Source organism: Actinorugispora endophytica (genome assembly GCF_004363075.1).
Lineage (GTDB): Bacteria > Actinomycetota > Actinomycetes > Streptosporangiales > Streptosporangiaceae > Actinorugispora > Actinorugispora endophytica.
Genome location: NZ_SNYN01000001.1, coordinates 152,757 through 167,167 on the forward strand (window position 1 = coordinate 152,757; position 14,411 = coordinate 167,167).

Below are 14,411 nucleotides of genomic sequence, written 5' to 3' on the forward strand. Positions count from 1 at the left end.
GGCGACCGGATGCGGCCACGGCGCCGCCCGGATTGGACGTGTCGGGGGGAAGCCGCCAGAATCGACGGGCTCCACCGTCTCGCCGAGGAGTCCGCCTCCCGTGTACACCCCCCAGTACCCCCAGTACCCCGCCCCCCACGCCTCCCCGTACGGCGGTCCGTACGGCGGTCCGTACGGCGGTCCGTACGGCGATCCGTACGGCGGCCCACCGGCCCCGGTGTACGGCCCCGAACCCGCGAGCTGGGGTTCTCGCGCGGTCGCCTCCCTGATCGACTCGGTGCTGGCGATGCTGCTCTTCTACGGCACGCTGCTCGCCGGCTTCGGCGCCGCCATCGGCCTGGAGATGCTGTTCAACCCCGACCGGCGGTACGGCGACCCCAGCTGGTTCGCCGGCCTCACCATCGGGGTCTCCCTCGTCGCCGCCGTCGTCCTCACGGTGCGCTACTGGTACATCCCCGTCGCCAGGTCCGGCAAGACCGTGGGCAAGCGCCTCCTGGGCATCAAGATCGTCGCGCTGGCCACTGGCGAGCCCCCGTCCAAGGGCCGGGCCCTGGGCCGGTACGGCGCCATGGTGCTGCTCTCCCTGGTCTCGATGGTCGGCCTCCTGGACGTCCTCTGGCCGCTGTGGGACCAGCCCTACAAGCAGTCCCTGCACGACAAGATGGCGGCCACCTACGTCGTCCGGGGCTGATCCGACCGCGCTCCGACCAGGCCCGCGGGTGCGGGCGCCCGCGGTCGTGGCGATAATGCTTGGGTGAACACTCCCCCGTGGCCAGGCCAGCAGCCGCCGTACGGAATGCCGCAGGGCCCGCCCCCCGTAGGACCCGGTGGGCCCTACGGCGCGCAGCGGTTTCCCGGATCGGACGTCGACCCCGGAACGGGGCTGCCCCTTGCCGGTTTCGGCCGCCGGCTGTCCGCCAGGCTCATCGACTACACGTTCCTGGTCTCCCTGCTGTTCGTCTTCTTCGTCGTCGTGACGGTCTTCCAGACCATGACGAACCCCGACCTGGAGGAGATGCCGGACGCGGTCGCCGAGGTCTGGGCCTACCTCTTCCTCTTCGGCTGGGGCCTCGCCCAGTTCCTGTACGACTGGCTGTTCCTGGCCGCCTCGGGGCGCACCCCGGGCAAGCGGCTGGTGTCGATCAAGGTGGTCGGCACCGACGGCGGTCTCCTGTCCCAGGGCCGGTCCGCGGCGCGCAGCGCGCTCTTCGGCCTCCCGCACTCGGTCCTGTGCCTGGGCCACCTCTTCCTGGTCATCGACTGCCTGTGGCCTGCCGCGGACACCCCGCGGCGTCAGGCCGTCCACGACAAGGCCGTCCGGTCCATGGTCATCCGCGGCTAGGGAAGCCCCGGCGCGGGGGTGGTTCGCGCACGGGTGCTTCGGGTGGGGCTTTCGGCCTCATGTCGTGCGGATCGCGGGGCCACGGCGGGCGGCGACGGCGGGTGCGGGGCGGGGCCGCGCCCATGATGTCCGTCGCGTGAGGATTCCGTTGACGGTCGTGGGCTTTCTGCCCTTCCCGGCCCCGAAACGGGCGGAAAGCCCACGACCGTCAACAAAACCACCGGTGCCCGAATCCACCCCCGCGCCGGAGGTTCCCCAGCGTCCGGGGTCCGGAGTCCGCCGGACGGGCCCGTCAGGTCCCACACCACGGAGCGGTGTCGCCGCCGTCCGCGTTCTCCGCCGGGATGTAGTGCCCCTCGCCGATGTGGTACCAGACGCCGTCGGCCCCGTCCCGGTCCGTGCGGCACAGCACGTCCACGTTCGCGTTGTGCGCGGCCAGGCCCGTCTCGGCCGACCGGGCCCCCGGTCCCGAGCGCACGGCCACCGGGGCCTCGCCGTCGGCCGAGCGCACCCGGGCGAGGTGCGTGTAGGAGCCCGTCCACAGGTAGTCCACCTGGACCCAGGCGTTGGTGGGGAGCCTGAGGGCATGCCGGAAGGTGCCGTCGGCGAGGTCGATCCCGGCGGGGTTGCGGACCTCGCGGCCGAACCCGTCCAGACCGTCGTTGTACCCGTCCAGGTAGGCGGCCTCGGCCTGGGGCGTGCCCTGCGGCAGGTCGGTCCACATCTGGCGGTCGGTGTTCCAGTGGTCGTCCTTGGTGTTCCACGGGCCCACGTCCCACACGGGCGCGTACGCGCACCTCCGGGGCTCGGCGTCGGTCGTGCAGACCCGCACCGTGTACTCGCCGCCGCCCTTGGCGGACAGGCCCCGGCGGGAGGGCAGGGCGACGAAGTGCGCGTCGGGGCGGATCGTCCCGCCGTTGGCGGTGCGGTGGCCGACCAGTCCGACCCTGGTGGCGAACAGCCGCGCGGAGTACGGCTCGCCGGCCGGTCCGAGGCTCTCGGCGGCGCCCTCGACCGGGCGGGTGCGCACGCCGCCGACCCGCGCCCCGGGGTCGGCCCCCATGCCCACCCGCACCTGGACCCGGTCGACCTCGGCGGGGAGCGCGACGCGGCCGCCCCCCTCCGACCCGGGGTCGGCGGCCTCCCGCCACTCGGTCCACGCCCCGTCGGCACGCGTCCCGCGCGCCTCCACGACGAGGTCCCCGTCCGCTCCGGTGGCGTCCACCGCGACCTCGACGGCCCCGGTGGAGCGGTCGAGCCGGTGCGACGGGAAGAGGGCCAGGGCGGCAGAGCTCCCGGTGTCCCCGCTCCGCCGCTCCGCACCGGCCCCGATCCCGTCGGGGTGCAGGACCGCGCCCCAGCGGTCCGCCGCGGCCAGGTCCTCCCGGATCCAGCCCTCCTCGGCGCGGTGGTCCCCCGCGTCCGCGCCGGCCTCCCCGTTCTGCGGTGGTGCCGCGAGGACCGCGGCGACGACCGCGGCCGCGGTTCCCACTCTCATCCAGGCGTACGGCGCGTGCGGCATGTGGCGGTCTCCCCCGTGACGTTCGGGGCGCCCCTCCGGATCGTTCCGGGTCCGCGCCCCAGGCCGCGTCCAGTAAGCACCGCGGCGGCCCGAAGGCGCGGGAACGGCGCGCCGGACATGACCCGGACCGGGGACGGAGCCGGTCAGCTCTTGAAGGCCAGCACGCAGGCGGTGAGCCCGTGCAGGTGGTTGTGCCCGCCGACGGGGCCGATCTCGCCCGCGGCGAAGAAGCCGCCGACGGCGTCGATGCCCAGGGCCTGCTGGACGCAGCGCACGTCGTGGTCGGAGGAGGGGAACATGCTGGTCCCCCGGCCGTTGCAGGAGAACAGCAGGGCGGCCTCGGCGGCGCCGCCCGTGTCGTCGGCGAACGCGCGCAGGCGCTCCACGAGGTCGCCGTCCGCGGTGTCGTGGTCGCTGACCTGGAAGCGGACCGTCTGGCCGACCTCGACCACGTCACCGATGGTGAGCGCGCCCTGGTCCGGGTCGGCCGCGAGGACGCCGCGGATCAGGAAGTCGCCCCGCTCGTGGCGGTCGGCGTACTCGTCCATGGCGATGCCGATGTGCAATCCCCCCGCGGCCAGATCCTGCTCCTGCGGGGAGATCGCGTTGACGATGTCCTCGAGCTTGTCGTAGGCGGGGGCCCCGGCGAGTTCGAGGAGGATGTTGTCCTCGGCCTTCGTCACGGCCATGGAGGGGCCTATGGGGCGGCAGCCCTGGCTGACCATCGTCCCGATCACGCCCTCCCCGCCGAGCACGAGTCCGACGGCGCCCGACCGGACGGTCTCGCCCTGGAGGAACAGCCGGACGTCCTCGCCGCCGTGCTTGCCGTCGGCGAGGCCCCCCACGATGGGCAGGCCGCCCAGCGCGGGCTCGCTCCGCCGCACGAACGAGTGGGCCGGGAAGATGTACGGGTCGGCCAGCAGCAGGACCGCCGTGTCCGAGGGGCCGGGTTCGGCCATCCCGATGATCGCGAGGTGGTCGCCCTCGGGGATCGCGTGGAGGTCGAAGGGGGTCGCGGTGACGCCGGGCAGCATCGCCGCCCACACGCTCACCGCCCCCTGGTCCTCGGCTCCGCGCCCGCCTCCGATGACGCCGTCGGCGCTGCACCCGATGGTGGTGGCGTCCCCGGCCAGGGCCATGGCGCGCTCCCCCGCGAGCTCCACCTCCTCGGGGTCGGAGCCGCTGACGAACACGCAGACGAGGTCGGCCGGGCCGTCGAGCCGCGCCAGTGCCTTCAGGGCCGCGCGTTCGGCCGCGCTCACCAGATCGGCACCGGTCGCCAGGGCATCGCCGAACCGCGCCACTCGTCGCCTCCTCGCCGCTCACCGCGAGCGTCGCCCGCGGACACCGCTATTCTCCCCGCCGGGAGGGCGTCTCTGAGACAGAGCATTCCCACCTGGGTCCCTGATTCGCATGCGCGGGCCGAGAAAAACCCGGCGCGGCGAAAGCCCGGCGCGGTCGGCGGCCCGCGCCCCGGGACACGCGGCGGCCCCGGCCCCGGCAGGGCGGGAGCCGCGCGAGGGGCGGGACCGGGACCGGCAGCGCGCGCGGGCGTATATGTGACGGAGGCTCCCCACGGGCCGGGGTTGGTGAATAGACTCCCCCGTGTGTCCGATCACGCCGCTCTTCCCCAGACCCTGGGCGCGCTGCGCGCTGCGGGGCATGTCCACCGATCAGTCAAAGACGAGATCCGCGAGAACCTGCTGCGGCGCATGCGGTCCGGGCAGGAGCGCTTCCCCGGCATCGTGGGGTTCGACGAGACCGTGCTGCCGCAACTGGAGCGGTCGCTGCTCGCCGGGCACGACGTGGTGCTCCTGGGCGAGCGCGGCCAGGGCAAGACGCGGCTGATCCGCACCATCGCGGGCCTGCTGGACGAGTGGAGCCCCGCCGTCGCCGGGTGCGCGCTCAACGACCACCCCTACGCCCCGGTCTCCCCCGAGGCGCGCCGCCTGGCCGCCGAGTACGGCGACGACCTGCCCGTCGTGTGGCGGCACCGGAGCGAGCGCTACGGCGAGAAGCTCGCCACCCCCGACACCAGCGTCGGCGACCTCGTCGGCGACGTCGACCCGGTCCGGTTGGCCGAGGGCCGCAGCCTGGGCGACCCCGAGACCGTGCACTACGGGCTGGTTCCGCGCTCCAACCGAGGCGTGTTCTGCCTCAACGAGCTCCCCGACCTGGCCGCGCGCATCCAGGTGGCGCTGCTGAACGTGCTGGAGGAGCGGGACGTGCAGATCCGCGGCTACCGGCTGCGGCTGCCGCTGGACATGCTGGTGGTGGCCAGCGCCAACCCCGAGGACTACACGAACCGGGGGCGGATCATCACACCGCTCAAGGACCGGTTCGGCGCGGAGGTGCGCACCCACTACCCGCCCGAGCTCGCCGACGAGGTCGCCCTGGTCGAGCAGGAGAGCGGCTTCGCCGACGGCGTCCTCGTGCCGCCGCACCTGGCGGAGATCGTGGCCCGGTTCACCCGGCTGGTCCGCGAGTCCCCGTCCGTGGACGAGCGCTCGGGCGTCTCGGCCCGGTTCGCGATCGCGGCGCTGGAGACGGCCGCGGCCTCGGCCGAGCGCCGGGCCGCGCTGGTGGGCGAGGAACGGCCGGTCGCGCGGGTCTGCGACCTGCCCGGCGTGGTGCACACACTGCGCGGCAAGGTCGAGTTCGAGGTGAGCGAGGAGGGTCGCGAGGCCGAGGTGCTGCGGCACCTGCTGCGCCGCGCCACCTACGACGCGTTCCGGAGCGTGCTGGGCGGCGTGGACCTGGGACCGCTGGTGGAGCGCTTCTCCACCGGGGAGACCGTGGAGTCCGGGGAGCTGGTGTCCGCGACCGAGCTGCTGGACCGGGTCGGCCCCTTCCCGGGACTGGCCGAACTGGTCAAGCGGGTCGCGCCCGACTCGGACGGGGCCCCGGAGGCGACGCCGGGCTACGCGGCGGCGGGTCTGGAGTTCGCGCTGGAGGGTCTGTACCTGAACCGGCGCCTGTCCAAGGACACGGTGCCCGGCGGGGCCCGCTACCGGACGTGACCGGGCCTGACCGGAGGAGGCGTTGACGATGAGCGGGTTTCGGTACGGGGAGTACGACGACGGTCCTGATCCGCTGCGCGCCCCCTACGACGCGCGGGCCGCGCTGGACGAGCTGGGCCGCTCGGTGATGTCGGGGGCGCGGCCGTCGCAGGCACTGCGTGACCTGCTGCGACGCGGAACCCGCGGGCTGGCCGGGCTGGACGGCCTCCGGGAGCGGATCCGCGAGCGCGGGCGGCGGCTGCGCTCCCAGGGCCGCCTGGACGGCACCCTGTCCGAGGCGCGGCGGCTGCTGGACCAGGCCGTCGGGCAGGAGCGCGCGGCACTGTTCCCCGACCCGGGCGACGAGGCGCGGCTGCGCGAGCGGGAACTCGACGAGCTCCCGTCGGACGCCTCCGCGGCGATCCGGCGCCTGGCCGGCTACCAGTGGCGCTCGGACGCGGCGCGCGCGACCTTCGACCAGCTGCGCGACCTGCTGCGGCGCGAGGTCCTGGACTCGCGGTTCCTGGGCATGAAGCAGGCCCTGGAGAACGGCTCGCCCGAGGACCTCCGGCGGGTGGCCGCGATGCTGGACGCGTTGAACGCGATGCTGGAGGCCGACGACCGGGGCGAGCACACCCCCGCCGACTTCGACCGGTTCATGGCCGAGTACGGCGACCTCTTCCCGGACCGCCCGCGCGACCTCGCCGAGCTCGTGGACTCGCTGGCGCGCCGCTCCGCCGCCGCGCAGCGGGTGCTGGACTCGCTCACCCCCGAGCAGCGCGCCGAACTGGACGCGCTGGGCCGCCAGGCCATGGAGGAGGCCGGGCTGTCCGAGTCGATGGAGCGGCTCGGGCGGGCCCTGCGCGCGCGGCGGCCCGACCTCGCCTGGTCGGGCGGGCAGCCCATGACCGGCGATCAGGGCCTGGGCATGGGCGACGCCACCACGGCGGTGGCGGAGCTCGCCGAACTGGCCGAGCTGGAGGCGGCGCTGGGCCAGGACTACGCGGGCGCCGGACTGGACGACGTCGACCCCGAGGCGGTGCGCCGGGCGCTCGGGCAGTCGGCCGTGGACGACGTGGAGCGGCTGCGCGAACTCGAGCGGCAGCTGCGCGACCAGGGCTACCTGTCGGGTTCGCGCACCGGCCTGGAGCTCACCCCCAAGGCGGTGCGCAGGCTGGGGGAGACGGCGCTGCGCGAGGTCTTCCCCGCTCCCTCCCGCGGCCGTCCGGGCGGCCACGAGAGCACCGCGGTCGGCGCGGCCGGGGAGCCCACCGGGTCGTCGCGGCCGTGGCGGTTCGGGGACGAGCAGCCGCTGGACGTCGTGCGCACGCTCGCCAACGCCGCGTCCCGCGGCGGCGGGCCCGGCGGCCGGACGCGGCTGCGCCCGGAGGACTTCGAGGTCGCCGAGACCGAGCGGCGCGACGCCGCGGCGGTGTGCCTGCTGGTGGACCTGTCCTACTCGATGGTGCTGCGGGGCCTGTGGGAGCCGGCCAAGCGGACCGCGATGGCCCTGCACGCGCTGGCGACCACCCGGTTCCCCCAGGACGCGGTGCGGGTCATCGGCTTCAACGACTACGCGCGCGAGCTGAAGCCGGGCGAGCTGGCGGGGCTGTCCCTGGAGCGGGTCCAGGGCACCAACCTGCAGCACGCGCTGGTGCTGGCCGGACGGCACCTGGACCGGCACCCCGAGTTCGAGCCGATCGTCCTGGTCATCACCGACGGTGAGCCGACCGCGCACCTGGAGCGCGACGGCACCTCCCGGTTCGAGTACCCGCCGACGCGGCGGACCACCGAGTCGACGCTGGCCGAGGTGGACCGGATGACGCGGCGCGGGGCCCGGCTGAACGTGTTCATGCTGGCCGACGACCCCCGGCTGGAGGAGTTCGTCTCGGCCCTGGTCGGCCGCAACGGCGGCCGGACCCTGCGTCCGTCCCCCGACCGCCTGGGCGCGTTCGTGGTCGACGAATTCCTGTCCAGACGCCGGACGCGGTGATCCCCCCGCTGATCTTGACCTTTCCGGGGTCTCAAAGGCGGTTGAGACCCCGGAAAGGTCAAGATCAGCGGGGGAAGGGCCGTCCGGGTCCTCAGGGCTCCAGGGCCTGGCGGAGGTCCTCGACCAGGTCGTCGGCCGACTCGATGCCGACGGAGATCCGGACCAGGTCGTTCGGCACCTCCAGGGCCGAACCGGCCGTGGAGGCGTGCGTCATCCTCCCGGGGTGCTCGATCAGCGACTCGACCCCGCCCAGCGACTCGGCCAGGGTGAACACCCTGGCGCGGTCGCACACGCGCAGCGCGGCCTCCTCGCCGCCGCGCAGCCGGAAGGAGACCATCCCGCCGAACCCGCTCATCTGTTCGGAGGCGGTCTTGTGCCCGGGGTGCTCGGGCATCCCCGGGTACAGGACCGCGGAGACCTCCGGGTGCCGCTCGAGTTCGGCCACGACGCGCTCGGCGTTGGCGCAGTGCCGGTCCATCCGGACCGCGAGCGTCTTGATGCCGCGCAGGGTCAGCCAGGCGTCGAACGGGCCCGCGACCGCGCCCATGGTGTTCTGGTGGAAGGCCAGGCGCTCGCCCAGCTCCGGGTCGGCCACGACCAGCGCGCCGCCGACGACGTCGGAGTGCCCGCCCAGGTACTTGGTGGTGGAGTGGACCACCACGTCGGCGCCCAGCCGGATCGGCCGCTGCAGGTAGGGCGAGGCGAAGGTGTTGTCGACCACCAGGAGCGCGCCCGAGGCGTGCGCGACCTCGCCCAGCGCGGCGATGTCGGCGATGTTGAGCAGCGGGTTGGTGGGCGTCTCCACCCAGATCGCGACCGTCTCGGGCCGCACCCTGGCGCGCACGGCGTCCGGGTCCGACAGGTCCACCGCGTCCCAGGCCACCCCCCAGCGCTCCAGGACCTTGGAGACCAGCCGGAACGTGCCGCCGTAGGCGTCGCCCGGGATGATCAGGTGGTCGCCCGGCTTCGCGATGGTGCGCAGCAGGGTGTCCTCGGCGGCCATCCCCGACGCGAACGCCAGCCCCCGCACACCCCCCTCCAGCGCCGCCACGCACTCCTCCAGCGCGGCCCGGGTGGGATTGCCGGTGCGGGTGTACTCGTATCCGCCGCGCAGCCCGCCCACGCCGTCCTGGCGGTAGGTGCTCGTCTGGTAGATGGGAACCGCGACCGCCCCGGTCGCGGCGTCCGCCTCCTGACCGGCGTGGATGGCCAGCGTCTCAAACCCCTCGTAAGTCATGCGGCCCAGGGTAGTACCGCGTCGTCCCCGTTCCTCACACCTCGGGCGGGGTGGACTCGGGCGGGCTCGCGGAGGTCGTGTGCGGGGAGCCGCCCCCGCGCAGGGGCGGGAGCCACCCGGCCTCGGGGTCGTAGCGGCGCACGACGCGGCCCGGGACCCCGGCGATGACGCTGTGGTCGGGGTACTCGCCCGGGCGCACCACGGAGCTCGCGGCCACCACGCAGTTGCGGCCCAGGGTCACGCCGGGCAGGATCACCGCGTTCGCGCCGATCCAGGTGCCCGAGCCGACGCGGACCGGGTCGTCGGTGGGCCACTGGCCGCCGACGGGGGTCTCGGGGTCGGTGTAGACGTGGTTCTGGTCGGTGATGTAGACGTAGGGCCCCATGAAGACGTGGTCGCCCACCACGATGGACTTGTGCGCCACCACGTGCGAGCCCCGGCCGATGGCGCAGCCCCCGCCGATCCGGATCAGCGGTTCGGGCCCCAGGTCCAGGCCCGGCACGAACCCCGCCGTGAGCGTGATGTCCCCGCCCAGCAGGGTGTGCGCGCCGATCTCGATCCACGCCTCGCCGAAGATCGTGGCGGGCGGGAACGCGATGGAGGTCCCCTCGCCGTAGGCGGCGAACCGGGCCGCGGCGCGCGAACCGTACCGGATGTCCGCCTTGCGCCTGGCCCACGACCAGGCCGTCCGCACCATCCAGGAAGTCAGTCGCGACACCCGATCCCCGTTCCTACTCGCCGGTAGCGCCGAGGAGAACACTAGCCTCCCGCCGCGGTCCGGTGGTCTCCCCGGGCTGCCACCGGAGGAGCCTCGGGACCGCGGCGGGGGGCTCTCAGTTGGTGAGGTGGGTCAGCAGGTCCTGGCGCGTCAGCACGCCCGCGGGCTTGCCGTCGACCAGCACCACCACGGCCCCGGCCTTCTGGAGCAGCTCCACGCAGCGGCTCACCGGCTCCCCCGAGCCGACCTGCGGCAGCGGGGCGCTCATGCGCGTGTCCACCGGGTCGTCCAGCTGGGCCCGGCCGTTGAACAGCGCGTCGAGCAGGTCGCGCTCGGCGATGGCCCCGACCACCTCGGCGGCCATGACCGGCGGCTCCTCCTTCATCACCGGGAGCTGCGAGACGCCGTACTCGCGCATGACGGCCACCGCCGTGCCCACCGTCTCGTGCGGGTGGACGTGCACGAACTCGGGCATCGCCGTGCCCTTGCCCGCCAGCACCTGCCCGGCGGTGGCCTCCTCGGTCTCCGCGGACAGGAAGCCGTAGTCGGCCATCCACTCGTCGTTGAAGATCTTGCCGAGGTAGCCGCGGCCGCCGTCGGGCAGCAGCACCACGACGACGTCGTCGGGTCCGGCGGTCTCCGCCACCCTGAGCGCGGCCACGACCGCGAGCCCGCAGGAGCCGCCGACCAGCAGCGCCTCCTCCTTGGCGAGGCGGCGGGTCATGAGGAAGGAGTCCTTGTCGCTGACCGCGACGACCTCGTCGCAGACGCTCGTGTCGTAGGTGTCCGGCCAGATGTCCTCGCCGACGCCCTCGACCAGGTAGGGCCGCCCGGTCCCGCCCGAGTAGACCGAGCCCTCGGGGTCGGCGCCGATGACCTTGACCCTGCCGCCGGAGACCTCCTTGAGGTAGCGGCCGGTGCCGGTGATCGTGCCGCCGGTGCCGATGCCCGCGACGAAGTGGGTGATCCGGCCCTCGGTCTGCTCCCACAGCTCGGGGCCGGTGCCGTGGTAGTGCGACTCGGGGTTGCGGGGGTTGGCGTACTGGTCGGGCTTCCACGCGCCGGGGATGGTCGCGGCCAGGCGGTCGGACACCGAGTAGTAGGACTCGGGGTGGTCGGGGGCGACCGTGGTCGGGCAGACCACGACCTCGGCCCCGTAGGCGCGCAGCACCGAGAGCTTGTCGACGCCGACCTTGTCGGGGCAGACGAATACGCAGCGGTACCCCTTCTCCACGGCCACGATCGCCAGGCCCACCCCTGTGTTGCCCGAGGTCGGCTCGACGATGGTGCCGCCCGGCTTGAGCAGCCCCCTCTTCTCGGCGTCCTCGACCATGCGCAGCGCGATCCGGTCCTTGACCGAACCGCCCGGGTTGAAGTACTCGACCTTGGCGAGCACGGTCGGCGCGAGCCCCGAGGCGACCTTGTTCAACCGCACCAGCGGGGTGTCGCCGACCAGTTCGATCAGAGAGTTGTAGGCCCGCATCAGCGGCTCCCCCTTTTTTCTTCGTCTTTCCGTGCCGCGCGACCGCGGACTCCGCGGCGCGGCCGTGAACGGCGTCCGGCCGACCGGACCGGTATCCGTCCGACCTTAACGCGGCGTCCGCTCCGCCCGGCCACCCCGGGACCGGCGTTGCCCTCCTGTGTCGTGCCGGGGGCCGACTTGCCCCGGCGGCCCGGGTATCCCAAGGAGGGAAGGGGAGTATCCACGCGTCCACAGACGGACAGGAGGCCGGAACATGGTGCTGCGTGCGACGCGGGCCCGTCGGATCGCCACCGCGACGGCGTTCGGCGGCGGCGGGTTGACGTTGCTGGGGGCGAGCACTGTCGCGCTCCTGTACCTCCAGACCAGGATCGCGGCCAGGACGATCGGGCTCACCACGTGGAAGCGGCCCAGGGTCAACGGGGTCTACGGCTCGGGCGAGGGCGCCCCCGTCCGGCTCGTGATGATGGGCGACTCCACCGCCGCCGGGTTCGCGGTGTCCGACCCCCTGCAGACCCCGGCCTGCCTGATCGCCTCCGGGCTGTCCGCCGCCGCGGACCGGCCGGTGCGGCTGCGCGACGTGGCCAGGGTCGGGGCCACCTCCGGGGACCTGCACGCCCAACTGGACAAGGTCCGCGAGCGGCCCGTGGACGTGGCGGTCGTCTTCATCGGGGCCAACGACGTCATCCGCCGGGTGCGTCCCGCCGACTCGGTCCAGCACCTGCGGGAGGTGGTGCGCGCCCTCTCCCTGGCGGGCGCGGCCGTGGTAGTCGCCACCTGCCCCGACCTGGGCACGGTGCAGCCGATCCCGCAGCCGCTGCGCTCCATCGCGCGCCGCGCCTCGCGCCAGCTGGCCGCCGCCCAGACGATCGCGGTGGTCGAGGAGGGCGGGCGCACGGTGGCGTTGAGCGACCTGTTCGCGGACGACCTCGAACTCCGTCCCGACGAGATGTTCGGCCCCGACCGTTTCCATCCCTCGGCCCGCGGGTACGCGCAGGCCGCCACGGCGGTGCTGCCGTCGGTGTGCGCGGCGCTGGGGCTGCTGCCCGATTCGATCGGGTGGAGGCATCCGGACGAGGACGTGCTCCCGGTCGACCGCGCCGCGGTCGAGGCCGCCGAGCAGGCCGGGAGCACGGTCAGCCCGGCCGGGGTGGTCGAAGGCGGGCGCGGCGGTCCGCGCGGTCTCCTGGCCCGGCTGCTGCGCCGCGGCCCCGAGTCGGCGTCCGACGAGGCCGACAGTGAAACCGATTCTGATTCGGTCAACGCCACCCCGGATACGGGAGTCCGGAACCCGACCGGTTAACGTTCGGATCACGACGTTCCGTGTGAGCAGTTTCCTCCAGAGAAAGGCCGCGAACATGCCTGAAGCCGTCATCGTCGCCACGGCGCGCTCTCCGATCGGACGGGCCTTCAAGGGTTCGCTCAAGGACCTGCGGCCGGACGACATCGCCGCGCAGATCATCTCCGCCGCCCTGGCCAAGGTCCCGCAGCTGGACCCCGCCACCATCGACGACCTGCTCCTCGGCTGCGGCCTGCCCGGCGGCGAGCAGGGCAACAACCTGGCCCGCGTGGTCGCGGTCCAGCTGGGGCTGGACACCGTGCCCGGCGCCACCGTCACCCGCTACTGCTCCTCGTCGCTGCAGACCACCCGGATGGCCTACCACGCGATCAAGGCCGGCGAGGGCGACGTCTTCGTCTCCGCCGGGGTGGAGATGGTCAGCCGCTTCGTCAAGGGCAACAGCGACTCGCTGCCCGACACCCAGAACCCGCTGTTCGACCAGGCGCAGGCGCGCACCGCCAAGCGCGCCGAGGGCGGCGCCGACACGTGGGCGGACCCGCGTGGGAGCGACGGGCTCCCCGACGTCTACATCGCGATGGGCCAGACCGCCGAGAACGTGGTGCAGCTGCGCGGACTGTCCCGGCAGCGCCAGGACGAGTTCGGGGTGCGTTCGCAGAACCTGGCCGAGAAGTCCATGGACAACGGCTTCTGGGAGCGCGAGATCACGCCGGTGACGCTGCCCGACGGCACCGTGGTCTCCACCGACGACGGCCCCCGGCGCGGCACCACGTACGAGAAGGTCTCCCAGCTCAAGCCGGTGTTCCGCCCCGACGGCACCGTGACCGCGGGCAACTGCTGCCCGCTGAACGACGGCGCGGCCGCACTGGTCGTCATGAGCGACCTCAAGGCCGCCCAGCTGGGCATCACCCCGCTGGCCCGGATCGTCTCGACCGGTGTGAGCGGGCTGTCGCCCGAGATCATGGGCCTGGGTCCGGTCGAGGCCTCCCGCCAGGCGCTGGCGCGGGCGAACATGGCGATCGGCGACATCGACCTGGTGGAGATCAACGAGGCGTTCGCCGCGCAGGTACTGCCCTCGGCCGACGACCTGGGCATCGACATCGACACCCAGCTGAACGTGAACGGCGGCGCGATCGCGGTGGGCCACCCGTTCGGCATGACGGGCGCGCGGATCACCACGACCCTGCTCAACGGCCTGCGGTTCCACGACAAGACCTTCGGCCTGGAGACCATGTGCGTGGGCGGCGGGCAGGGCATGGCCGCCGTCTTCGAGCGGCTGAGCTGACCCGGGCCGGTTCGACCCGTCTGGTCGTCTTCACCACGAAGCGGGGCATTCCTTGCGGATGCCCCGCTTTGCCATCTTCTGACCGCCTTTTCCCACGCCTGGCGGCGGTGGCGGTCGGGGCGTCGCAGCAGGGCAAAGGCGATCTACGGAATCCAGCGTAAAAGCTGGTACCCAGCCCTTGTCCAAACCGGGATCGTGTTGCAGTGTCCTTGATAAGTGCCGTTCACTCTCGGAGGTGCCAATGTCGGTAACCCACTCGCCGGAGACACACGCGCTGCTCATCGCCCGAATCCCGACCGTCACAGGACGCGAACTCCACGAGTGGTTCGACACCTTGGCGAAGGGCCCCGGGTTGTCCAGCTGCGCCGAACGGGCCCACTGGTTGGCCGACGAGCACAACCTGAGCCACGGTTACGCCCAGGCGATCGTCCAGGAGTTCGACCGCCGCCGCCGCAACCCCGCGGTCCCGTTCCCGCGCACCTGAGCCCGTGCCGGACGACACGACGACCAGGAGAAGAGAGCGCCCCGCCCCGTGACG

The 14,411-nt window shown here is 73.5% G+C and carries 12 protein-coding genes; 7 read left to right on the top strand and 5 right to left on the bottom strand.

Going from position 1 to position 14,411, the window contains the following annotated elements:
* Nucleotides 1–100 precede the first annotated feature (100 nt).
* Together EV190_RS00700 and EV190_RS00705 are read left to right on the top strand one after the other, a co-directional pair.
* A complete protein-coding gene (locus tag EV190_RS00700) occupies nt 101–691 on the top strand; it encodes an RDD family protein (protein ID WP_166655346.1) in 591 nt (196 codons plus the stop codon).
* 63 nt (nt 692–754) lie between these two features.
* Complete coding sequence (locus EV190_RS00705; RefSeq protein WP_243742253.1) at nt 755–1,342, top strand: RDD family protein; 588 nt, start codon at nt 755–757, stop codon at nt 1,340–1,342.
* Between the two features lie 292 nt (nt 1,343–1,634).
* Here EV190_RS00705 and EV190_RS00710 read toward each other — a convergent pair whose 3' ends face one another.
* Both EV190_RS00710 and EV190_RS00715 read right to left on the bottom strand, forming a co-directional pair.
* Nucleotides 1,635–2,864: a hypothetical protein gene (locus tag EV190_RS00710; protein ID WP_133739446.1), complete on the bottom strand. Its 1,230-nt coding sequence runs from the start codon at nt 2,862–2,864 to the stop codon at nt 1,635–1,637.
* Between the two features lie 143 nt (nt 2,865–3,007).
* Nucleotides 3,008–4,168, bottom strand: a complete 1,161-nt coding sequence (locus tag EV190_RS00715) for an FIST signal transduction protein (RefSeq protein WP_133739447.1) — start codon at nt 4,166–4,168, stop codon at nt 3,008–3,010.
* Between the two features lie 285 nt (nt 4,169–4,453).
* On the opposite strand from EV190_RS00715, the gene EV190_RS00720 reads away from it, so the two are divergent.
* Entirely contained in the window at nt 4,454–5,884 is a 1,431-nt protein-coding gene (locus EV190_RS00720; protein WP_394345474.1) for a sigma 54-interacting transcriptional regulator, read from the top strand.
* A gap of 28 nt (nt 5,885–5,912) precedes the next feature.
* On the top strand, nt 5,913–7,856 hold the full coding sequence (locus EV190_RS00725) for a vWA domain-containing protein (protein ID WP_133739449.1): 1,944 nt from the start codon (nt 5,913–5,915) through the stop codon (nt 7,854–7,856).
* A gap of 91 nt (nt 7,857–7,947) precedes the next feature.
* On the opposite strand, the gene EV190_RS00730 is transcribed toward EV190_RS00725, so the two are convergent.
* From EV190_RS00730 to EV190_RS00740, 3 genes are all read right to left on the bottom strand, one after another.
* Nucleotides 7,948–9,093, bottom strand: coding sequence for a cystathionine gamma-synthase (locus EV190_RS00730; protein WP_133739450.1), 1,146 nt, complete (start codon nt 9,091–9,093; stop codon nt 7,948–7,950).
* 34 nt (nt 9,094–9,127) lie between these two features.
* Complete coding sequence (locus EV190_RS00735; protein ID WP_133739451.1) at nt 9,128–9,811, bottom strand: acyltransferase; 684 nt, start codon at nt 9,809–9,811, stop codon at nt 9,128–9,130.
* 115 nt (nt 9,812–9,926) lie between these two features.
* On the bottom strand, nt 9,927–11,294 hold the full coding sequence (locus tag EV190_RS00740; RefSeq protein ID WP_133739452.1) for a cystathionine beta-synthase: 1,368 nt from the start codon (nt 11,292–11,294) through the stop codon (nt 9,927–9,929).
* Nucleotides 11,295–11,550: 256 nt separating this feature from the next.
* On the opposite strand from EV190_RS00740, the gene EV190_RS00745 reads away from it, so the two are divergent.
* The 3 genes from EV190_RS00745 to EV190_RS00755 all read left to right on the top strand — a co-directional run bounded on the left by EV190_RS00745 (nt 11,551) and on the right by EV190_RS00755 (nt 14,357).
* The gene (locus tag EV190_RS00745) at nt 11,551–12,594 is read left to right on the top strand and encodes an SGNH/GDSL hydrolase family protein (protein ID WP_208113022.1); all 1,044 of its coding nucleotides are present in this window, start codon (nt 11,551–11,553) and stop codon (nt 12,592–12,594) included.
* A gap of 55 nt (nt 12,595–12,649) precedes the next feature.
* Entirely contained in the window at nt 12,650–13,873 is a 1,224-nt protein-coding gene (locus EV190_RS00750) for an acetyl-CoA C-acetyltransferase (RefSeq protein ID WP_133739454.1), read from the top strand.
* Nucleotides 13,874–14,114: 241 nt separating this feature from the next.
* A complete protein-coding gene (locus tag EV190_RS00755; RefSeq protein WP_133740085.1) occupies nt 14,115–14,357 on the top strand; it encodes a DUF4287 domain-containing protein in 243 nt (80 codons plus the stop codon).
* Nucleotides 14,358–14,411: the final 54 nt, after the last annotated feature.